17 protein-coding genes and 1 tRNA gene are annotated in these 21,276 nt (G+C 70.1%); 6 read left to right on the forward strand and 12 right to left on the reverse strand.

The annotated features are described in order from the left end of the window. Positions 1-32: 32 nt before the first annotated feature. Positions 33-827 carry an inositol monophosphatase family protein gene (locus HTZ77_RS42815; protein WP_235996026.1) on the reverse strand — a complete coding sequence of 265 codons (795 nt, stop codon included), beginning with the start codon at positions 825-827 and terminating at the stop codon, positions 33-35. Between the two features lie 147 nt (positions 828-974). Here HTZ77_RS42815 and HTZ77_RS42820 point away from each other — a divergent pair, with 147 nt between their 5' ends. Both HTZ77_RS42820 and HTZ77_RS42825 read left to right on the forward strand, forming a co-directional pair. Next, on the forward strand, positions 975-2,780 hold the full coding sequence (locus HTZ77_RS42820) for an asparagine synthase-related protein (RefSeq protein WP_175595531.1): 1,806 nt from the start codon (positions 975-977) through the stop codon (positions 2,778-2,780). Between the two features lie 98 nt (positions 2,781-2,878). Further along, a complete protein-coding gene (locus HTZ77_RS42825; protein ID WP_235996028.1) occupies positions 2,879-3,307 on the forward strand; it encodes a DUF6463 family protein in 429 nt (142 codons plus the stop codon). Between the two features lie 104 nt (positions 3,308-3,411). Here HTZ77_RS42825 and HTZ77_RS42830 read toward each other — a convergent pair whose 3' ends face one another. Then, on the reverse strand, positions 3,412-3,855 hold the full coding sequence (locus tag HTZ77_RS42830) for a DUF6623 family protein (RefSeq protein WP_328809101.1): 444 nt from the start codon (positions 3,853-3,855) through the stop codon (positions 3,412-3,414). A gap of 278 nt (positions 3,856-4,133) precedes the next feature. On the opposite strand from HTZ77_RS42830, the gene HTZ77_RS42835 reads away from it, so the two are divergent. Continuing rightward, positions 4,134-7,634 (forward strand): protein kinase domain-containing protein, encoded by a 3,501-nt coding sequence (locus HTZ77_RS42835; RefSeq protein ID WP_175595533.1) that lies wholly within the window; start codon positions 4,134-4,136, stop codon positions 7,632-7,634. Between the two features lie 286 nt (positions 7,635-7,920). Continuing rightward, a complete protein-coding gene (locus HTZ77_RS42840; RefSeq protein WP_175595534.1) occupies positions 7,921-8,913 on the forward strand; it encodes a hypothetical protein in 993 nt (330 codons plus the stop codon). A gap of 274 nt (positions 8,914-9,187) precedes the next feature. Here the strand turns inward: HTZ77_RS42840 and HTZ77_RS42845 are convergent, their stop codons facing one another. The 6 genes from HTZ77_RS42845 to HTZ77_RS47150 form a co-directional block, all read right to left on the reverse strand. Continuing rightward, positions 9,188-9,490 (reverse strand): DUF2283 domain-containing protein, encoded by a 303-nt coding sequence (locus tag HTZ77_RS42845; RefSeq protein WP_175595535.1) that lies wholly within the window; start codon positions 9,488-9,490, stop codon positions 9,188-9,190. A gap of 9 nt (positions 9,491-9,499) precedes the next feature. Then, positions 9,500-9,572: transfer RNA gene (locus HTZ77_RS42850), tRNA-Thr, on the reverse strand. Between the two features lie 20 nt (positions 9,573-9,592). Further along, positions 9,593-10,558: a 23S rRNA (guanosine(2251)-2'-O)-methyltransferase RlmB gene (rlmB, locus tag HTZ77_RS42855; protein WP_175595536.1), complete on the reverse strand. Its 966-nt coding sequence runs from the start codon at positions 10,556-10,558 to the stop codon at positions 9,593-9,595. A 492-nt stretch (positions 10,559-11,050) separates the two neighbouring features. Next, positions 11,051-11,740: a winged helix-turn-helix transcriptional regulator gene (locus tag HTZ77_RS48605; protein ID WP_175595537.1), complete on the reverse strand. Its 690-nt coding sequence runs from the start codon at positions 11,738-11,740 to the stop codon at positions 11,051-11,053. Between the two features lie 4 nt (positions 11,741-11,744). Next, positions 11,745-12,674, reverse strand: coding sequence for an alpha/beta fold hydrolase (locus HTZ77_RS42865; protein WP_175595538.1), 930 nt, complete (start codon positions 12,672-12,674; stop codon positions 11,745-11,747). Between the two features lie 49 nt (positions 12,675-12,723). Beyond that, on the reverse strand, positions 12,724-13,968 hold the full coding sequence (locus HTZ77_RS47150; RefSeq protein ID WP_328809100.1) for an LLM class flavin-dependent oxidoreductase: 1,245 nt from the start codon (positions 13,966-13,968) through the stop codon (positions 12,724-12,726). A 1,561-nt stretch (positions 13,969-15,529) separates the two neighbouring features. Between HTZ77_RS47150 and HTZ77_RS42880 the strand changes: the two genes are divergently transcribed. After that, positions 15,530-16,363, forward strand: coding sequence for a hemerythrin domain-containing protein (locus HTZ77_RS42880; protein ID WP_175595539.1), 834 nt, complete (start codon positions 15,530-15,532; stop codon positions 16,361-16,363). Positions 16,364-16,774: 411 nt separating this feature from the next. On the opposite strand, the gene cysS is transcribed toward HTZ77_RS42880, so the two are convergent. Together cysS and HTZ77_RS42890 are read right to left on the reverse strand one after the other, a co-directional pair. Further along, the gene (cysS, locus tag HTZ77_RS42885) at positions 16,775-18,166 is read right to left on the reverse strand and encodes a cysteine--tRNA ligase (protein WP_175595540.1); all 1,392 of its coding nucleotides are present in this window, start codon (positions 18,164-18,166) and stop codon (positions 16,775-16,777) included. Positions 18,167-18,210: 44 nt separating this feature from the next. Continuing rightward, a complete protein-coding gene (locus tag HTZ77_RS42890) occupies positions 18,211-18,597 on the reverse strand; it encodes a PPOX class F420-dependent oxidoreductase (RefSeq protein WP_175595541.1) in 387 nt (128 codons plus the stop codon). Between the two features lie 54 nt (positions 18,598-18,651). Between HTZ77_RS42890 and HTZ77_RS42895 the strand changes: the two genes are divergently transcribed. After that, entirely contained in the window at positions 18,652-20,022 is a 1,371-nt protein-coding gene (locus HTZ77_RS42895) for a DUF2637 domain-containing protein (RefSeq protein WP_175595542.1), read from the forward strand. Positions 20,023-20,277: 255 nt separating this feature from the next. Here HTZ77_RS42895 and HTZ77_RS42900 read toward each other — a convergent pair whose 3' ends face one another. Both HTZ77_RS42900 and HTZ77_RS42905 read right to left on the reverse strand, forming a co-directional pair. After that, on the reverse strand, positions 20,278-20,556 hold the full coding sequence (locus HTZ77_RS42900) for a GlsB/YeaQ/YmgE family stress response membrane protein (protein ID WP_175595543.1): 279 nt from the start codon (positions 20,554-20,556) through the stop codon (positions 20,278-20,280). 99 nt (positions 20,557-20,655) lie between these two features. Next, entirely contained in the window at positions 20,656-20,943 is a 288-nt protein-coding gene (locus tag HTZ77_RS42905; protein WP_175595544.1) for a GlsB/YeaQ/YmgE family stress response membrane protein, read from the reverse strand. Between the last annotated feature and the right edge of the window lie 333 nt (positions 20,944-21,276).

Genomic DNA, 21,276 nt, shown 5'->3' on the forward strand with positions numbered 1-21,276 from the left:
GGATGTCCCGGAACCCCTGAGGACACAGCGGATCACCCCAGGAGCAGCGACCGCGCCGTTTCCCAGCAGGTCGGGTCCGCGGCGTCGAGCAGGCCGGCACGCGGATCGGCCGGCCGGTAGGTGCTGCCGTCCAGGCGGCGCGCGTGACCGCCCGCCTCGGTCAGCAGGAGGACACCAGGGGCGTGATCCCAGGGCAGGGTGCGCTGGAAGAGGACGAAGTCCTGCTCGCCGTCCACCAGGCGGGGATAGTCGACACCGGCGCATCCGCTGCCCGGCCCCAGGGCGGCGAACCGCGGCGCGGCCGCCTCGACCTGCGCCTTCGCCGCCGGATCGAGGAACCTGGTGAGCGCCGCTCCGCGCAGCGCCGCCGGGTCGCCGGGAGCGGGCTCCCTGCGCAGGCGGACCCCGTCGCGCCAGGCCCCCGCCCCACGCTCGGCGACGTAGACGCGGCCCTGGGCCGGTTGCGCGATCCACGCGGCGACGGTCTCCCCGTCGCGCACCAGCGCCGCCATCACCGCGTAGTCGGGACGACCGGCGACGAAGTTGGCGGTGCCGTCCAGCGGATCGACCACCCACGCCGCGGGCGCCTCCCTCAACGCCGTCAGCAGCTGGGGGGCGTCGGCGGCCGCCTCCTCACCGACGACCGGGGCGTCCAGCACCTCGCGCAGCCGCCGGCTGATCAGCTCCTCGGCCTCACGGTCGGCCACGGTGACCACCTCGCCGGGCGACTTCTCGGCCACCTCTCCATCGGCCAGCGCGCGGAAGCGGGGAAGGATCGCGACGCGCGCGGCGTCGACGACGATCTCGGTCACCTGGTCGACATCCATGATCACGACCATAGCCCGGGCCCGCCCGATCCCCGGCCGGCGGGTCCTGCGCCCGCCGGCACTCCGCCGCCGCGTGAACTCAAGGGCCGCCGAACGGTGATCAGTGATCAGTGATCCCGAACGGCCTAGAGGTGCGAGGAGCTGCCGATGCGCGTGTTCTTGGGTATGGCCGCGAAGCGTCCGGGGGTGGACATCGGCCGGCCTCTCTCCCTGGCCCGCTCGCTCCTCGCGGACGTGTTCCCCGTACCGCCGGAAACCGTCGACGCCGACGAGTGGACCGGCAGGAGCGCCGCGCTGCTCGCCTGGTCCAACGAGAACGGGACGGATGCCCGCCCACCGCTGATCGTGCGGGGAGAACACGGAGGCCTGGGCATCAGCGGCACCTTCACCTCACAGCGGGACGTGCGCCGTCTCGCCCAGACGCCCGACCTCGGTGACGTGGTGGCGGACCTGTCCGGGTGCTTCTCCGCCGTCCGGGTCGCGGGGGGAGAGCTGCAGGCCGCCACAGCGAGCACCCGGGCGCTTTCCGTCTTCTACGCGGAGAACGAGGATCTCCACCTCATGGGTACTCGTGCTCTGCACGTGCACCTCGTGGCGAACGGAGGCAAGGTCGCCTGGAACGAGGTCGCCCTGCAGACCATGATCCGCCAGGGCTACTTCCTCTCCGATGAGACCCCGTACCGGGGTGTCATGGCGCTCGGGCCGTCCTCCGTGATCACGGCGAAGGAGGGTCGCAGGCGCATCGTCACGCGACCGCTGCCGCAGGCGCCACCGGCGCCGGCCTCGCCGCGAGCCAGACGTAAGGCGATCAAGCAGGTGAGTGACGCCCTCGTCGCTGCCGTCGAGCCGTTGCGGGCCGTCTCCGAACCGGTGAACCTGGCACTCACCGGCGGGCGCGACAGCCGGCTGATGGCAGCGCTTCTGCACGCGGGCCGCGTGCCTTTCCGCGCGACGACCAACGGACTCGACACCCACCCGGACGTCGTCATCGCCCGCGCGGTCGCCGCCCGGTTGCGCATCCGCCACACGGTCATCCCGCCCGCGCGGACCGAGGCGAAGGACGCCGTGCTCGTCCCCCACCCGAGCGTGCGCACCTATGACGTCATCCGCGCCTGCGAAGGGATGACCTCGGCGTACGAGAGCATCGTGGACTACCGGCCGTACTCCACCATGCCCACCATGTCCGGGCAGAGCGGTGAGATCCTCAGAGGCGGTTTCCTCTACAGCCAGGGACAGACCACCGACACGGCGATGCGTCGCAGGGTCAAGGACTTCTTCCTCCGCGACGAGCCGCTGTTCACCGACGAGGCGAACGAGCATGCCCGCGGGCTGGCGGAGCCATGGCTGCGACGAGCCGGCGAGAACCCGTGGGAAGTGCTCGACCACCTGTACGTCACGTACCGCGTGGGGCGGTGGCACGCCGCCGCCCGGGTGGGATCACTGAGGCGCGGCGACCCGATCCAGCCGTTTCTCGACAATCGCGTGGTGGTCGAGGCGCTGTCGCTCGACCAGCGATGGCGGCATTCCGAAGAAGTCGTCCACGAACTGATCAGCCGAATGGCTCCGGGCCTGCAGGAGATCGACCTGGAGGGCAAGCCGTGGCGCTTCCTCGCCGGGGAGGCGAAGAGGCAGCGCGGATGGTGGCGGCGGAAGCCTCCGGCCGGCGCTCCCGCGGCGCCTGTTCCGAAGCGTGGCGGCACCTGGAACTGGCGTACCGCCCCGGGGCCCCACATGTCCGCTCTCCTCGGAGCGTTCGTGCTCGAACGAGCCGACGCCCTGGCTCCCCTCGTACGCGGCGACGAGCTGAGGGCGTTCTTCTCCGAACCCGTCGTGCGGCAGCCCGCGCTGGCCTGGAACCTCTACACGGTCGCCGCCCTGATCACCGGTGTCTTCCCGGGGGAGCCACCCGCGTCCGCAGATCCCGTTCGGATCGAGATCCCTCGCGAGACCTGAGTGCTTCGTCGTTCGCCCGAGCCACTCCCCGGAGCGAGGGAGCGACATCCCTCCTGAAGGGGAGCAAGCCGGACCGCGCCCCGGAGAAGCTGACCCCCATGAGCACCACACCCGCGGCAAAACCGCCCGCAACGTCCGCACCTCCGAGCCGGCTCACCATCTGGGCCGGCCGCAGCATGGTCCTGATCGCCGTGGCGCACACCGTCCTGTTCTCCCTCATCGCCCCCTGGTCCAGCTGGCTCGCCGGAGACCTCCGCACGGGTGCCGCGGACAGCGACTCGATGGCGACGTTCTGGGCGCTGCCGGGCGGATTCGTCGTGGTGCTGGCGCTGTTGGGGCTGCTGGTGGCGCGGGCAGGGCGGCAGGGGCACCACGTTCCCGGGTATGTCGGCTGGGCGATCCTCGCCTGGGGGGCGTTCGCCGTCAGCCTGATCGGGCCGAGCGGTTTCCTCTCCGCGATCGTTCCCGCCGGACTGCTCATCGCGGCGAACGTCGTCGCCGGACGACACTCCGCCGGTTCGTCCTGAGATTCGCCGGGAAAAGACCGTCCAGAAGCAGGGCCCATTTCATCAGGGCGCTATCAAATGAATTCCTCGGCGAAGGCCGTCTCCGCCGAGGAATTCCGGTCCATTCAGATGTTGTGCGAGAAGTCCCCGCCGAAACCGGCGATGAAGACGTGGCTGTCGATCTGACCGGCGGTGAAGAACATCGAGATCCCGCACCCCCAGTTGATGCCGTCGCGGCCCACCGGGAAGACGTTGTCCGCGCTCAGGCCGTGCGCGTGGTCACCTTCGACCCGGAGGCCCTCTCTGACCAGGATGCGCTCCGGGCCGTCCCACACGTGCACGGCGAGGAGCGCGCTGGTCTCTCGCGCGTCGAAGAGGATCAGCACCCTGTCCAGGGTGGCCCGACGGTCTTCGACGATGACCGGGGTGGGAATGGCCAGATGGATCCAGTCACCCCCGTTCGCCGGAAGCGAGAAGGTCACGCCGAATCCCTGACGCAGCGCGCTCGTGCCGGGATTCTCGGCCACCGCCGTGAATCCGTGATGCCATGAAGCGTACAACTTCGACATCGTCACACTCCTTTCCACTTGTTTGGCTCTCTGCTCGCTTCACGATAAAGCGCCCCGAGGAAAGCTTGGCATCCCTAAAGTTAGGGATGCCAAGCTCGCTCAAATCCAGAGGTACGCGAATTTCCATGGGACGAAGCAGGAAAAAGCCGCGGCATCCTGCTTTCGCTGCGAACGGGAGCCGGCCGCCTCGCCGTCTCGTCCGGCGGCGGCTGCCGACAAGTCGGGACAAGACGCCCGGATGCGGCAACTTTGGGCGAGGAAGCTTCATCTAACGCGCCGTGGATGCACTGAGCGCGGGGGATCCCCAGCACATCGGGGACTACTGGCTGGCTGGACGCCTTGGTTCGGGCGGCCAGGGAGTCGTGTACGAGGCCTACGACCCCGAGGGACGCAGGGTCGCCATCAAGGTCCTGCACGCGTCGGACAACGACGGCAGCCGTGACCGCTTCGCCAAGGAGGCGACCGCGGCCGGCAGGGTGGCCTCGTTCTGCACGGCCCGGGTGCTCGCCGCCGACCTGGAGGCGAGCAAGCCGTACATCGTCTCGGAGTACGTGGCCGGGCCGAGCCTGCGCAAGGCTGTGGTGGAGGGACGACGGTTCACCGAGGACGACCTCCACCGGCTGGCGACGGCGATCGCCACCGCGTTGACCGCGATCCACGACGCGGGCGTCATCCACCGCGACCTGAAGCCGGACAACGTGCTGCTCGGCCCGGACGGCCCGCGCGTGATCGACTTCGGCATCGCCCGCACCATGGACATGTCGCTGACCAAGACGGGCGAGGTCTCGGGCACGCCCGGCTACATGGCGCCCGAGGTGTTCATCGGACAGCGCGCGGGGGCGCCCGCCGACGTGTTCGCGTGGGGTTCGGTCATGGTGTTCGCCGCCACGGGGCAGGATCCGTTCAAGGCGGACAACCTGGGCGGCGTGATGCACCAGGTGTTGTCCTCCGCACCGGATCTGCGGGCGTTGCCGCCGCGGCTGGCCCAGCTGGTGGCGGCCGCGATGGCGCAGGATCCCGCCGCCAGGCCCGCGGCACGCGACCTGCTGCTCGCGCTGGTCAGCGGCAACGCCGCCGACACCAGGGGCCTGCTGGCCGCGGGCAGCCGCTCGGCCCAGGGCGTGCACGGGCCCGACCAGGGCGATCCGGCGCTCGGCACGATCGCGGAGGACGCGTATGCGGCGCTCACACCGGAGGAGCGCGAGCTGGTCGCCCCGGTGTTCCTGCGGATGGTGACGGTGGACGAGGAAGGACACGAGAGCGGGCGGTGGGCCTCGCACGAGGAGCTGTACGGCGGGCGCCCAGAGCGTGAGGCGGGAGCGGTCGAGCGGATCCTGCGGGCGTTCTCGTACGTCGTGACCACCAAGGACACCTCGGTCGCGCTGTCCAGACCCGCCCTGCTGAGGGCCTGGCCACGGCTGCGCATGTGGGTGGACGCCGACCGCGACGGCCTGGCGATACTGGGCCAGATCTCCACGGCGGCACGGCGCTGGTCCGACAACGGCAGGCGGGACGGCGACCTCTTCCAGGGCAGCCGCCTGGAGCAGGCGCTCAGCTGGGCGGCCACCGGCCGCCGTCACGTGACACTCACCCCCGCCGAGCGGGACTTCCTGCGCGCGGGCACCGAGCTGACCAGGAAGCGGACCCGCCGCAGGACGCTGACCACGATCACGCTGGCCGGGCTGCTGGTCGTGGCCCTGGTGGCCGGCGGGCTGGCCGTCTACCAGCAGCACCAGGCCACCGAACAGCGCGACATCCTCACCGCCAAGCAGGTGGCGGCGGAAGCCGACCGGATGCGCACGACCGACCCGGTCAAGGCGATGCTGCTGAGCGTCGCCGCCTGGCGGACCTCACCGCAGTTGGAGGCCCGATCCAGTCTCATCGCCTCCCTGCAGCAGCAGGAGACGGCGGTCTTCCGTGATCCCCTGGTCAAGGGCACCGCGGACCGCGCCCTCAGTCGCGACGGCCGCACACTCGTCAGCGTCAGTGAGGCCGGCGTGAACGTCTACGACGTCCGCACCGGCAAGCGCACCGGCGGCTGGGCCGGGCTGAAGCTGCAGGGCGCGCCTCCCGGGGGGCTGACGCTCAACAAGAGCGGCCGCCTGCTCGCCATGATCAGCGGTGCGGAGCTCGGGGTCTGGGACCTCGCGTCCGGCAAGCAACTGCTGCGGCACGCTCTGACGGAACGCGGTGGTTTCAGCGCGACCTGGGGTGAGCACGAGTCGATCCTCACCGTGATGTACCAGGGCGACATCGTGTACCTGGTGGACACGGCGACCGGCAAGCAGTTCGGCCAGAACCTCTCCACGGACGGCGACATGGTGTCGCCCTCGCAGCCTCCGCTCGTCGACCCCACAGGTGAACACCTGCTGCTGTCGGGTGGGCGCTTCGACGAGCTGACGCTGCCCGGCCTGACCCGGGAGCGGCGTCTGGCGCCCTGCCACGTTCACATGGAGGCGGTGGCGTTCACCTCGGACGGCAGGACCGTCGCCTGCGCGAACGCCACGATCGCGCTCGTCGACGCGGCGACCGGTCGTGAGCGCAAACTGGGCGATGACGAGTGGGTCTGCGACATCTGCACGAAGTCCGGGGCCCGGCTGCGCTTCAGCCAGGACGGCGACTACCTGGCCGCCTTCGCCGAACGCGAGGTGCGCGTGTGGAAGGTCGCCGACCGGAAGCCGATCCTCACCTACCGGGCCGAGGACGAGCTGACCGACGTTCGATTCGACCCCGACGGCAGGAGCCTGCGCTACCTCTACGACAACATGGTCATCAGCCTCGACCTGTCGCCGAGAGCCGGCGCCACCCAGGTCCGGAAGGGGGTGGGGAAACTCAGCCCCGGAGGACGATGGGCGGCGATGGAGGATCCCGACCAGAACCGTCTCGGGCTCTGGGACCTGCGCGCCCGCACGGAGGTGGCGACGTTCCCGCTCGGCGAATTCGGGGCGTGGGGATTCGACCGGGCCGCCACGCGCATGCTCATCGCCGACAGCGCGAGCGTACGGCTGATCGACCTCGCCACACGCAAGAAGCTCTGGCAGATCGCCACGCCGAACACGAACACGAACAACCCCGAGCGCGTCGACTTCCGTCAGGACGGCAAGACGATCGCGCTCACGCTCCAGCCGTCCACCCAGGAGGGCAGCTTCCGGCTCCTGGTGCTGGACGCCGCCAGTGGGCGTGTCCTGCGTACCTTCAGCTCGCAGATCGGCGGCGGGCCGTACACACCGGATGGGCGCCTCGCCTCGGCTTCCGGAAGGTTCATCGACCTCACCGCCGGCCAGCCGGTCGACGCGGCCTTCGATGTCGTGCGCGGCGCCTCGGCAGTGGCCGTCAGCGACCAGGGGCGGCTGGCGTTCAGCGCCAGCGCGGCCGGCCGCATCGCGATGTGGACGGTCCGGGGGCCGACCCCGATCACGCCGGTCCTGCGCGGGACGGCGGGGGAGATCGAGGAACTGGCCTTCTCCCAGCAGGGCGACCTGCTCGCCGGCGTGACCATGGACGGCATCCTCCAGATCTGGGACGTCAACGCCATGCGGCGGCTCGGCGGCGCGTTCGACCTGCACGGCTCCCAGATCACCTCGCTCGCCTTCAGCCCGGACGGCTCCACGCTCTACGCCGCGGACTGGGGCGCCGTCCACGAGATCCCCATCGGTGCCGAGCGGATCGTCCAGGACGTGTGCCACCGTGTCGGGCACACCCTCTCCCCGGCCGACTGGACCGCCTTCCTCAAGGACGTGCCCTACCGCGACATCTGCCCGCCCCGGCAGGCCCAGTGAGCTGATCAACGATGGACTGGATCCTCCGCGCGGAGGACGGCATCCCCAAGGCACCACGTTCCACGTGGTGTCCAAAGTCCGCGGGGCATGCCGGCATCACGATCACCAAGAACGTCCGTCCACGGACGTACATCCGTGTCCCGCGCTTCGGAGTGGCCAGAGAGTGAACGAGCAGAGGAAGCGTGCTGCCAGGGGGAGCCGTCGGAGCAAGAGTCCGGTCGACCGCACCGACGCACTCGGCGCCGCCCTGTATGCGATCATCGATGGATGACGACGAGAAAGGCCCATGGTCGCTGACCGCCGGCTCGCGCTGCACGCGACGCTTCCCGACCGCTACGCCCCATATGAGGTCCTGGCCTCAACCATCGACCACCGCGGCCGGCTCGCCGCCCTGGTTGCCGACCCCGCTCAGGGTTTCACCCTCATCCCGCACTTCTCCACGCCACGTCCGCCCCCGCGCTACGACGCGACCGCCGTCATCTGCGACGGAGCCGAGATCCGCGAGATCGCGCTGACAGATCTCGACCTGTGGTTCACCCACATCGACACCCTCGGCGACGGCATCGTGCTGGCCGTCGCACGCTGCGAGCCCTCGGGCGTCGACATCGAGCGCTATCGATGGCTGGTTCCGGAGGACGGACTCCACCTCACCGACAACGTCCGAGTGATCGACGGAGGCGGGGAGACCCGATCGGCCTTCTACGCTGGTGACGGCATCGAGCAGCTCATGACCGACGCCCAGGGCAACATCTGGACCAGCTACTTCGACGAGTCGAACTACTGGTTCGCCAACCCGGACGGCACCCGCTCCTACAGGTTCATGATCGGCCTCGCGCGCTGGGACAGCCACGGTGGCCCACCCTGGATGGCACCGTCGCACACTCCAGGCGTCCTCTGGTGCGACTGCTATGCGCTCAATGTCGGCCGTGAGGTGGTCCACGCCTGCCCGTACACCGACTTTCCGCTGATCGAGATCGACAGTGATGGCGTCCGGGGCATCACACCGAACCCCGTCACACGGTGCAGCGGCCTGGCTGTCTCCGGCAATGAGCTTGCCTTCCTCGATCAGCATCGAGCAGGTGGCGGCTTCCGCTGGGAGATCCGCAGCGCCCGGCGAGAGGGCGGAGCCGTCACCGAGACGGGCCGGGCGAACCTGCTGCTACCAGAAGACCGATACCCGACCGGCTGGGCACGAGGGAAGATCGGCAGGGATGGAACGCTGTGGCTGCACGAGGACGGCGATCCGCGCCGTTGGTACCGCTATGAAATGAGCTCCTGAGCCCATCCAGGGTTGCCGCCACAGGGTATGGGCGGGCACACCCCGCAACGAGGAAGCCCCTGATGGCATATCGCCTGTTCAGGGGCTTCGGCGTCCGAAACGTGGCCGGCAAGACGAGGACCGCCTCAAACTCGGCGAAGCGTGAAGAGGCGGCGACACCTACGCGTTCACGACCGGCTGGGGAGATCCTCGCTTCCCTGACACCCCGGCATCGCTCATGCCGAAGCTCGTCCGTCGAGGCCCACCACAAGCAGAACCTCAAGACGCCACGCCATCACGCCCTTTTCTCTTGTTCGGGCCACTCAGCGAGGATCTCGATACCGATCACGCGGCCCTCAGCATCAAGATCCAAGTTGACCGTCGCCTCATCCATCGTGACCGTCCTCGCGACCCCACCCTGAGCGATAGGACCGCGCAGGTAGACATACGCGGCTCCCGCCTCAGGGTCGTAGGTCCATGTGCCAGGATGCTTTTCCAGAGTCACCGGATCTCCTGTTGGCAAGGGTGTTGGCAAGATCGCATCTTTGTTCCGGCAAACAGAAAGCCCCCGAACAAGAAATCCCTGTTCAGGGGCCATCCGGCACAGAGCCGACGAGGGGAATCGAACCCCTGACCTTCTGTTTACAAGACAGATGCTCTGCCGATTGAGCTACGTCGGCACGGCCTACCAGTGTAGAGCCTAGCGACGCCTGTGACGAGCGGTCTCGTACAGCGCCACTCCCGCCGCCACCCCGGCGTTCAGCGACTCCGCCGCCGCGTGCATCGGGATGCGGGCCACCACGTCGCAGTGCTCGCGCACCAGCCGGGAGAGCCCCTTGCCCTCCGAGCCGATGACGACCACGAGGGGTTCCGACAGCAGGTCGACGTCGCCGATGTCGGTGCGGCCCTCGCCGTCCAGGCCGATCACGAACAGGCCGGCGTCGCGGTACTCGCGCAACGCGGCGGTGAGGTTGGCGGCGCGGGCGACCCGGAGGTTGGCGAGCGTCCCCGCGGACGTCTTCCAGGCGCCGCCCGTGACGCCCGCCGAGCGGCGCGAGGGGATGAGCAGCCCGTGCGCCCCGAACGCGGTGGCCGAGCGGGCGATGGCGCCCAGGTTACGCGGGTCGGTCACCCCGTCGAGGGCGACGATCAGCGGCGGCTCGGCCGCGTCCCGGGCCAGTTCGACCAGCTCGGACGGGTGCGCGTAGTCGTAGGCCGGGATCTGGAGCACGAGACCCTGGTGCACGGCGCCGTCGGTGAGGCGGTCGAGCTTGTCGCGCGTGGACTCCAGCAGCGCGATGCCGCGCTCGGTCGCGATCTTGATCGAGTCGCGGATGCGATCGTCGTTGTCGATGCGCTGCGCCACGTACAGGGCGTTGGCCGGCACCCCGGCGAGCAGCGCCTCCAGCACCGGGTTGCGACCGCCGATGTACTCGGGCGACTCCTCCGAACGCCTCTGCCGCGCCGCGGCCGGGCGTCGCGCGCCGCCGCCGCGCTCCTCGCGGGCGATGCGTTCGGTTCGCGCCTTGTCCTTGTACCAGTGGCGCGCCTCGGCGGGCGGGGTCGCGCCCCGGCCCTCCAGGCTCCGGCGGCCCTGACCTCCGGTGCCCTTGGACGGGCCCTTCTTCTTCGCGGGCCTGCCCGACGCCCTACCACCAGCTGCCATGCCATCAAGGGTACTGGCGGGCACGACCCACTCATGCCCGCCTGGTTCGGCCCTGTTTCGCCGGTGTCCGGGTATCCGGGTTCCACCGGTGTCAGGGGTGGGTGTCCCGTAATCCAGGTTTCCCCGATGTCAGGGACGGGGGTCCGTCATCCGGGTTTCCCCGGTGTCTGGAATGAGTGTCCGGTCTGGGCCGCGGTGACCTCCAGCATCCGGGAGTCCGGCTTCATCCCGGCGCCCGAGTCTTCAGACTCCTCTGGCTCCCGGCTTCAGGTTCCAGCGGGGCCTGGGCGCATTGCGTTCCACCGGAGCCTGGGGCGCATTACGTTCCACCGGAGCCTGGGGCGCATTACGTTTCACCGGCGCCTTAGGCTTCGGATTTCACCCGCGGCTGGGGCTTCGGGTTGCACCGGTATTCGGTCAGGTTCCTCCGGCGCCTCGGTCTTCAGATTCCACCAGTGCCCGGGACTCCGGCCAGCGCCCGGTACTCCGGCGTCAGACCTCCTGGGGCGCCCGTCCGTACCTGGACTGCGGTTGGGGCAGCCGGAACAGCGACTTCAGCCGCCCGACCGCCTCCGCGTCCCCCGACACCCGTACGACCTCGTGCCTGATGGCGTCCGCCAGCGTCCGCTCCCCCGCGGCGAGCTCCGCCAGCGTCTCGTCGTCCATCTCGATCACGACGTCCGGCTGCTGCGCCGCCCCCAGCACGGTCTCGATCGTCCCGTCCTCGACCCGCGCGTAGAAGATCTCGTCCGCGATCCGGAACTCGTACACCGCCCGCGTCCCCGACGCCGCCTCCGCGTCGAAGCAGGCCCGCAGCCCGAGGACCGCCCAGCCGGCCCGGAACGCCTCGTCCTCGCGGCGCTCGCCCATGGCCCACTTCATCCCCCACCGCGCGAGCGCGAGGACCGCGGGGCCCAGCTCGGCGCCCGCCTGCGTCAAGGCGTACGCGGGGGTGCGCGCGGGCGGCGGCAGCACGACCTTGCGGACCAGTCCCTCGCGTTCGAGGTGCTTCAGCCGGGCCGCGAGCAGCCCCGTGCCGAGACCGCGCAGGCTGCTCTGCAGGTCGCCGAAGCGCTTGGGCCCCGTCAGGAGCTCGCGCACGAGCAGCAGCGTCCAGCGCTCCCCCACGATGTCGAGGGTCCGGGCCGTCGCGCAGTACTGGTTGTACGTCCGCTGATCCACTTCTTCACTGTAGCTCTGGCGCTTCCCGATTTTGAACCTGCGGGATGTCGAGGAGGTGGCGGGCGACGGTCTCGGGATCTGTGACCATCACGTCGTGCGGCCCGTCAACGGGCACCGTCCGATACCCCAGCTTCTCGGCCAGCCGGTCGAAGGGAAGGCTTTGCGGGCGGCAGTAGAGGGCGGTGCCGGGGATGCGGTCCACGGCGCCGGTGAGGGTGGTCGTGTCCGTGAACGTCCGGAGCGGGTGAGGGCGCAGCCGCGTCCGCAGCCACTCGGCGTCATCGGGCTCGGTGACGCCGTACATCGCGGGTGCCGGCGCGGGGATGAGGCCGCTCTCGTCCGCGGCGGCGCGGATCCTGTCCGCGAACGCCTCGGGAGCCAGGGTGAACAGCCCCGCCCCGTCCGGACCGACCCAGGCGTCGATCAGGACGAGGTGCTCGACGCGATCGGGCCTGCGATCGGCGGCCTGGCGTATGACAAGGCCCGCGTAGCTGTGACCGACGAGGACGACCCGCCCATGTTCGCGGGCGGGCACGTCAACGTGTTCAGGGGCGGGCGTCTCAACGTGTTCGCGGGCGGATGTAGCAGCGTGCTCGGGGGCGGACGTAGCAACGTGCTCGGGGGCGGACGTAGCAACGCGTTCGCGGGCGGACGTAGCAGCGTGCTCGGGGGCGGACGTAGCAAACCGTGGCGTGTCGCTGTTTGGCGTCGTCGTCTCTGAGGCCTCGTCGTCTGTGGGCGTGGCGAAGGTGGACGCCTCAAGTGCGTCCAGCGCCGTGATCACCTGCTGCACGTGCTCGTCCAACCCGGTGGCGGGGGTGGCGGCGAGGTCGAGCGTGACGGTGCGGGCACCGGCTCGTTCGAGCAGCGGCACGACGCGGTCCCAGGCCGTGGGGCCGTGCCAGGCGCCGGGCACGAGGACGTACGTGGTCATGATGGTGTTCCTTCCTGTCGTCGGCATGTCTCGGTTCCTGCCGGCTTGGCTACGCATGCCGTATGAGGGGCAGCACCCGGGCGGCGAACTCCTCCAGAGCCGCTCGGTGATCGTCCACGGCCAGCCGGATCACCACGTGCCGCGCCCCGGCTTTCACGTACGCCTGGAGCCAGGTGGCGGCGTCCTCAGGAGTTCCGGCGAACATGGCCTGGATGCCCTCCACGAACTCCAGAGGTGCGTTGTAGTAGCGCTCGATGCTGGTACGGAGGCGGAGGCGGGCCCGTTCGGGGTCCTCGTCCAGGCAGATCGTGGCGTAGAGGGCGGGGGTCGGATCGCCGTCCAAGCCCCGCAGGCCTCGGTCGCCGCGGTCGCTGCAATCGTCCCGGTCGCCGTGGGCACCCCGATCGCCCTGCTCGCCCTGGTCACGGCAACCGCCCTGGTAGCAGCCCTGGTTGCCGCGGGCGTCGCGGGCGTCGCGGGCGTCGCGGGCGTCGCGGGCGTCGCGGGCGTCGGCGAGTGTTTCGTCACCAGGCGGCTTCTCGCGGGATGACCGGGACGTTTCATGGTTACCGGGTCTGCGAGGGTTTCGCCTCGCCGTCCCCTCGTCGTCGTGTTCTTCCGTGTCGCGGGAGCCCGCCGCCTTCGGGAGGGCTGACCGTTGTGTGGCGATGGACGTCCATTCGGTGGCGTACGTGCGATGGTCGGGCGGGTACGGGAGCCAGCCGTCCGCCATCCTCGCGACGCGCCGCAGCGCGGCGTCGGAGCCGCCCCCCGCCAGCCAGATCGGCGGGCCTCCCCGCCGGGCCGGTCTCGGGGCGAGGTGTACGTCGCTGAAGGCGAAGTGCGTCCCCTGGTGCGAGACCTCGTCCTCGCTCCAGAGCCGCCGCATGGCGTGGATCGCCTCCTCCATGCGACTGACCCGGCGCTTGAAGCCGATCCCGATCGCCTCGAACTGGGCCTCGGTGTTCGGGGTCGGAAAGCCGGCACCCATGCCCGCCACCAGGCGGCCTCCGGACATGAGGTCCAGCGTGGCCAGTTGATGGGCGAGGAGGATGGGGTGTCGCAAGGCGGGCAGCAGGACCGCTGTGCCGAGCGTGACGCGCCGAGTGAGCGCCGCGGCGGCGGCCAGCACCAGCAGCGGGTCGGCACGCGGACGTGTCACCGGGCTGTCCCCCGCCCAGACCGAGTCGAACCCGAGTTCCTCGGCCAACCTCGCCTGATCGACCAGGGAGGTGAGGTCGCGATCGTCCATGACCACCCAGTCCCGGGTCGGGAGCAGGTACCCGATCCGCACCACAGCGGCTCCGGACGGAGTCACGTTGAACGTGTCGACGGGTGCCGCGTCGGGGGCTTCTCCGAACGCCCTGTTGGTAGTCGCGTCGCCAGTCCTGCCTGGCGCTCCGGCGGAAGCTGTGCCATTGGTCTTGGGTGATGTTCTGGTGGACTCCGCGCGATATGTCCTCACTGACAGCCGCGTGAACGCACCGCCGTAAGTCCCGGCTGGTCCCTTCGCGGACGCCGCGCCATCGGTGTTGCCGGGCGCCTCATCGGGTGCCGGATCCCGGGCCTCGCGGAGCGCCCTGTCAGGGGTCGCCTCGGAGGTGCTGTCGAGGGTCCGGTCCTTGCCGTCGCGCATGGCGCTCCTCTCACTCCAAGCTCTGAACATGTGTCTCGATCTTAGAGCGATGACTTCTTGTTTTTGAAGTAGCAGCTTTGAAGTCAGGTAGCGATGCATGTGTCTCTGCGGAGCGGGGAGCCGGGGCGGAGCGACAGGGTGGAGCGCGGTTCTTGGGGAACAATCCGCAGGTCGAAGGCTGTTGATAGGGGATGCGGGTGTTGCCGGTCGGCGATCACGTGACTGGTTCGAGCCGGGTTGGGGCCCCGTGTAAGACACCCCTTCGCTTCCCGTCTGCGGGCTGCGGTGAGTGCTTCAGAGCGCAGGCGTACGGTGAGGTCAGGCGTACGCGAGAGTGGCCGACTTTGTGAGGTGGCCCCATCGGGTGGCCCCATCGGTGGGACATGACGGCCCACCTCCAGCCGCCTCCACAGTCATGGCTCGGTGGACTGAGGGCGCGAAGAGGGCCGGCACGAGGTTCGCTCGTAGGGCCGGACGAGTGCTGGACGAGGTTCGCTGTGAAGGCGGGATCGGGAAGCGGAGCGATGAGCACGCTGCACGCTGGCCGACCCCACGGGGCATCGACGGAAGCCCGTCCCTCAGGCGCCAGGAGCCAGCCCGGGACGGCTGGCTTCAGCTCAAGACTGTTGGGCTCCGGCTCGGGGCTGTTGGGTTCCGGCTCGGGGCTGTTGGGCTCCGGCTCGGGGCCGTTGGGTTCCGGCTCGGGGCCGTTGGGTTCCAGTCGCAGGACGCGGGCGAGGCCCGGAATGGCTGGAGTGCGGGCTCAGCACTAATGGGGCTCGTTCACATACGTCGAGACACATCTGGTCATAGGTCTATGAGCCTGGGCGGCCACCAGGAAGTCGGCAATAAGTGCCGATATTACGAAATCTTCACTTGACCCACTCCGAGCAGGAGGAGTCGGTAGACGAGACGACCGGGAAGGTCATTTATGACGTACATCCACAAGAACGGCGGTGTGAGCGTCGCGCCTCACTCGCATGAAGGTTCACAGCTCCCGGAGGAGAGGTTCGCGGACGAAAGGCGGGCCCGGAAAAGGGCCGTGGACGCGAGGCCCGCCGACGAAAGAGTCAGGGACGGAGGCGGCACCGGTCAGGGCGTCGCAGACGAGAATGCCGCAGGCCGGAACGGCGCGGTCCACAACACAGGTGGAGCCGATGTCACCGTTCTCCGGCTGATACACCGTTCCCTGCGCGACGACCTCCACAGGCTGGCCGACGTGATCGGCGGGCTGGCGGACGCCGTCGAGGCGAGCGCCGTGCCGCCGGTCTCCTCGGCCGTGGCCGGACCCACGCGCACCCCGGAGAGCGGTGCCGAGCGGCCCACGGGCGTCCCCACCCCGTCCCAGCGCACGCAGGGGCCGCCACCGACAACCCAGGCCATCCAGTCCAAGCGCACGTCAGGGCCAGGCATGCCTGCCTCGTCCCGGCTCGCCCTGTCCCAGCGGACGCCGAGAGCATCTGCGCCGGCGCAGGAGGCGCCTCTGGTGTCCCGGCGGCGGGCTGTGGCCGTGCGGGACTACGTCACGCTGCTCTGCGAGGAGATGGACCGGCACCACGAGTGCGCGGAGCGGGTCCTGTGGCCGATTCTGTCCGAGTCAGCGGGCGCCGCCATCGACATGCGTCCGTACCTGGAGAGCCGCGACGCCCTGACGCCGATCGTGGCGGGGCTGCGGGCGGCGGCCGACCAGTTCGTCGATGATCCCGAGTCGGGCGCGGCGCTGCTCGCCGCGCTGCTGCGGGTGGTCCGGGACCGGATCGACGAGCACGTCGACCACCTGGACCAGGACGTCCTGCCGCTGATCACCCGGTACGTGTCCGCTGACGACTACGTGGTGGCATCGCGGCGGATGCGCTCCACCATCGCCCCTCACCGGGTCCCCTGGGTGCTGCCCTGGGCGGCCCGGCTGGCGACCCCCGAGGAGCGTCGCCAGCTCATGCGCGAGGCCGGGGTGGGGAGGCGGGCGCTGCTGGCGATGTCCGGGCGGGCGTACGCGCGGCTGGAGCGCCGGGTGTTCGGCCCGGCGATCAGGCACTCGCACTCCCGCTCCTGATCGCGACCTGCTCCTGATCGCGACCTGCTCCTGATCGCGACACCTCCTCCTGGCCGCGACACCTGCTCGCTCCCCGGGCCGCTGCGGCGTCGCGGAGTTCATCGCCTCCGGGCTCCTGCTCTCCCCGAGGCACCCCCGCTCCATCGCCCGCCCAAGGATCGGGTCGGGCAACGAGCAAGCGGGCCAAGTCAGCAGGCGGACGAAGGAACGAGCAAGGCCGGCGGCGAGCAAGACCCAGGGGCGGGCGGGGCTCAGGGGCAGGCGAGGCTCAGGAACAGGCGAGGCTGAGGGGCGGGCGAGAGCGCGCGTTGGATGCCGCGGGAGAGCAGAAGACACGTTCACTCAGGCCGCACGAAAAAGCCCGGACGCCCCAAAAGGAACGTCCGGGCCTCTACGAGTGAAGCCGAGAGCTCAGTGGGAGAGTTCCCACCGCGCCCCGTGCGGCGTGTCCTCGACAGTGATGCCCGCCGCCGCCAACTGGTCCCTGATGGCGTCGGCCGCCGCGTAGTCCTTGCGCGCCCGCGCCGCCGCGCGCTGCTCCAGCGCCACCGCCACCAGCGCGTCCACCACCGGCTTGAGGTCGGACCCGGCGGAGCGCCACTGGGGCGAGCGCGGGTCGAGGCCGAGGACGTCCAGCATGTTCTGCGTCTCGGCCAGCAGCCGCGCCACGGCCTCCTTGTCGCCGCGGGCGAGCGCCACGTTGCCCTCGCGCACCACCTCGTGGACGACGGCGAGCGCCTGCGGCGTGCCCAGGTCGTCGTTCATCGCGTCCACGAACGCCTGGGGCAGCGGCGCGTCGGCGTCCACGTCGTGGATGACCTCGGCCGCCCGCGTCACGAACCCCTCGATGCGCTGGTAGGCGGCCGCCGCCTCGCGCAGCGCCTCCTCCGAGTAGTCGATCGAGGAACGGTAGTGCGGCACCGCCATGTAGTAGCGCAGCTCCACCGGGCGTACCTTCTGCACCATCTCCGGGATCAGCAGCGAGTTGCCGAGCGACTTGCTCATCTTCTCGGCGCCGATCTTGACCAGGCCGTTGTGCATCCAGTAGCGCGCGAACCCGTCGCCCGCCGCCTGCGACTGGGCGATCTCGTTCTCGTGGTGCGGGAACGTCAGGTCGAGGCCGCCGCCGTGGATGTCGAACGTCCCCCCGAGGTACTTGGTCGCCATCGCCGAGCACTCCAGGTGCCAGCCGGGCCGGCCCGGCCCCCACGGCGTGGGCCACGTGGGCTCGCCGGGCTTCTCCCCCTTCCACAGGGCGAAGTCGCGCGGGTCGCGCTTGCACGACTCGTCGTCGGTGTCGGCGGCCGGCCGCATGTTCTCCAGCTTCTGGTTGGAGAGCTTGCCGTACTCGTCGGCGTACGAGACCACGTCGAAGTAGACGTCGCCGCCGGAGGCGTAGGCGTGGCCGCGCTCGATCAGCCGCTCCATGAGGGTGATCATCTCGGGCACGTGCCCGGTCGCGCGCGGCTCGACGGTGGGCGGCAGGCAGCCGAGCGTGTCGTACGCCCAGGTGAACGCGCGCTGGTTGCGCTCGGCCACCACGAACCACGGCACGCCTTCCGCGGCGGCCACCCTGATGATCTTGTCGTCGATGTCGGTGACGTTGCGGCAGAACGTCACGTCGTACCCGGAGCGCAGCAGCCAGCGCCGCAGCACGTCGAAATTCACGCCTGAGCGGATATGCCCGATATGCGGCGGAGCTTGCACGGTTGCGCCACACAGGTAAATCGACGCCCGGCCGGGTTCCAGAGGAACGAATTCTCGAACGGCGCGTGTGCTGGTGTCGTACAAGTGCAGGCTCACGAAGGAAAGGCTAACGCCTCAGCCACGCTCACATGCCGAATAAATCACCCTCGCAGGAGGACACGCTCCGGAGTGACCCTGACGATCAGCCGCTGGGTGCCCGGCGCGTCCTGCCAGGGCTGCCCCATGTACTTGTGCGAGAGCTCCTGGATGAGCTTGCCTTCCGGGTCCTCCTCCAGCGTGACGCGGCCGCGCACCTCGGCGTACCGGTAGGGATTGGCGGGGTCGACCACCAGCAGGCTGGTGCGCGGGTCCCGCTCGAAGTTGCGCGGCTTCACGCGGCCGGCGGCGGTCGAGAACAGCACGTCGTTCCCATCCGTACGCACCCAGACCACGGTGTTCTGCGGTGATCCGTCCGCGTTCAGGCTGGTCACCGTCGCGAAGTTGGGCCCGTCGAACAACTCGCGCACGGCGTCGGAAAGCTCGGCCATGGTCTCCTCCTCGATCAGTCGTGAACGCCATTCTTCTGTAGGCTCGACAGCGCCATGGACGTGACTCCCCCCTCTACGCTCCGCCGCCTCGGCATCGCCCTGGCCGGTGTCGCGGTCGCCGCGCTGACCGGCGCCGCGTGCGCGCTCTCCTTCGACGACCTGCGGTCGCTGGCCGAACTCGGCGAGGCCCGGGCCGACCTCGCCTACCTCTATCCCGCGGCGTTCGACGCGCTGCTCGCGGTGGCGCTGATCAGCCTCCTGCTGCTGCGCTCGGCGCGGCTGCTGGTCCGGATCCAGACGGCGATCGTCCTGGTCGTGCTGCTGGTGGCCGCCGCCGCGGCCAACGTCTCGACCGCCCTGCTGCTGGAGCCGGACGTACGGCAGGCGGCCGTCGGCGTGGCCGTCGCGCCGTGGGTCATGCTGGCGGTGGCGCTGTGGCTGTGGCTGCTGCTCATCAAGCACGTACAGGACCGGCGTTCCGTACGCGACGACGACCGGGACGACGACGGCGACGAGCGGGACCTCGTCCCCTTCCCGCGTGGCCGCGCCGTCGACGCGCCGCCGCCTCTCTCCGAGGCGCCGCCGCTCACCGAGCCGCTGGAGCAGGTCCTGGAGCCGACACCCGTCGTCGGCCCCACCCCGGCGCCCGAGACGCCGCCGATCCCCGAGCGGGTGACCCGCGCAGAGGCTCCTCAGGTGGAGGCGGACACGTTACGGAACGACGCGCCCAGGGCGGCTGCGGGTGAGGAGACGGCGGAGGTCGTGCCGGTGGAGGAGGACTCCACGGCGGCCGCCGCCGAAGCCCTCGACGCCCCTTCGGCGCAGGAGGCGCCGCGACGCGAGACTCCCCGCCAGGAGGTTCCCCGCCAGGAGACACCTCGGCCTGAGCGGCCTGAGGCGGCCCCACGGCTTGAGGCTCCGCTGCCCGAGGACGCTCCTCGGCCCGAAACTCCGCGATCTGAAACTCCTCGACCTGAAACTCCTCGGCCCGAAACTCCTCAGTCGGAAACTCCTCCCCCCGAGGCTCCTCGGCAGGAGCCTCGTCGGCGGCCGGTCCGCTGGGGCGACCGGGTGAAGCCGACCGACGTCCTCGTCCATCCCCGCACTCCGGCCGGCAAGGACGCCGACACCCAGCCCGTGCCCGTCGTCGCCGACGACCGCCCGGCCGCCGGAGACAGAGCCGGAGGCAGAGCCGGAGATAGAGGGCCGGACCCGGCGCACGGCCGCGAGGCCGCCGACCCGGGCGAGTCCCCCGCCACCGCCGCGGCCGAGGAGGTCCCCACCCGGCCCGCGCGCGGCGACGAGCGCGACGAGTCCATGGTCGACACCGCCCCTCACCCCGTCATCCATGAGGAGCCCGTCGAGGCGTACGACGAAGCTCCGGCGCGGCGCATGCGCAGCACGCCCCTCCCACCCGAGGAGTGACCGGCCGTCCACCGGCACCCGGCGACGCGCCCGCGCCGGCCCGGCGGACCCACGGACCCCACAGACGCGCCCGACAAGCCCCCAGGACAGGCCCAGCCACGGCAAACGAGGCAAAGCCCCCATGGGCGCTCAGGGCGCGCCACAAGGCCGTCTCAGAGCCCGCCAGGCAACACGGAGACCCGCTCGGCTGAACCGAGCGGGTCTTTCCGCATATACCGCGTCCCGCGCCGCTCTCAGGAGCGCGGAGTAGGGGTCTTAGATGCTCCGCGAACCGCTACCCCGACGGAGTCCGGCCACGAGGCCGACACCGACGATCGCCAGGACCACCTGCATGACGAGCTCGATCCAGTCGATGCCCGGAGTGGTCTCAACGCCGAGAACCTGCGCGATGAGGGTGCCCACGAGGGCGGCGACGATGCCGACGACGACGGTGAGGATCCACCCGATGGCCTGCCGGCCGGGCAGCAGCAGACGGCCGACGGCACCGATGACGGCGCCGATGACGATCGCGCCGAGGATGGACTGGATAGTCATGGTACGAAACCTCCCCATGAGGGTGAGCCGTTCACTCTCTCACGGTGAGATCAGTACCCAGGCGCGCACAATTATGCGTAGAAATTACGTTGGCGCTGGTCAGACCCCCGTAGGTCCTGGACCGGCCGTCTTTCCGGCGCTCATCCGGGTCACCAGGAGCACACCGCCGACGGCGAGGACGAGTTGGAGAATGTGCTCGATCCAGTCGATGCCTCTGGTGTCGGCCCAGCCGAACAGGTGCGCGATGAGGGTGCCGAGCAGAGCGGCCACGATGCCGACGATGAGCGTCAGGCCGATGGACATGTTCTGCTTGCCGGGAACGATGAGCCTGGCCAGGGCGCCGATGATGGCCCCGATGACGACGGCGGAGACTATGGCGCCGATCATGTGTACTCCCCCCGAGACGTTCACATGCCACAAGGGGATTTACCCGGCATAACGGGCCACTACTCCTGCGAGAGGCGACGGTCCGTACCGCGCCAGTGACGGACCGTCGCCTCGGTCGGCATGACGGGCGGAGCAGCGCCGCCGCAACGCGGGGAAGCGGCAGCGGGAGGCGGCGCCCGCCGGGACGCCCCTCGACCGCGTCCGTACTAGGGCCTGTACGGAGTTGAGATCAGAGGGATTGCCTGCGGTATGGCCGACGGTCCTGGTAGGCCATCGGGCATGGCGCGTGGAGACCTCACCGACGAGGAATGGTCCTTGATCGAGCCCCACTTA

This window comes from Nonomuraea montanisoli (assembly GCF_013363975.1).
GTDB classification, from domain to species: domain Bacteria; phylum Actinomycetota; class Actinomycetes; order Streptosporangiales; family Streptosporangiaceae; genus Nonomuraea; species Nonomuraea montanisoli.